Genomic DNA, 245 nt, shown 5'->3' on the forward strand with positions numbered 1-245 from the left:
ATTTTGACGGTACCTGAGGAATAAGGGGCTCCCAATCTCGTGCCAGCAGGAGCGGTAATACGAGAGCCCCAAGCGTTATCCGGAATTATTGGGCGTAAAGGGTGAGTAGGTGGCATTATTAGTCGTGGGTGAAAGACCGGTGCTTAACATCGGGAATGCCTGCGAAACGGTAGTGCTTGAGTATGTGAGAGGTGTGCGGAACTCATGGTGTAGGGGTGAAATCCGTTGATATCATGGGGAACAGT

The 245-nt window shown here is 51.0% G+C and carries 1 rRNA gene; it reads left to right on the forward strand.

Annotated features, from left to right (window positions below):
- Window positions 1–245: ribosomal RNA gene (locus ACTHSL_RS14050) — 16S ribosomal RNA — on the forward strand; the annotation flags it as partial.

Source organism: Neisseria sp. P0008.S010 (assembly GCF_051962715.1).
Taxonomy (GTDB): Bacteria; Pseudomonadota; Gammaproteobacteria; order Burkholderiales; family Neisseriaceae; genus Neisseria; species Neisseria elongata.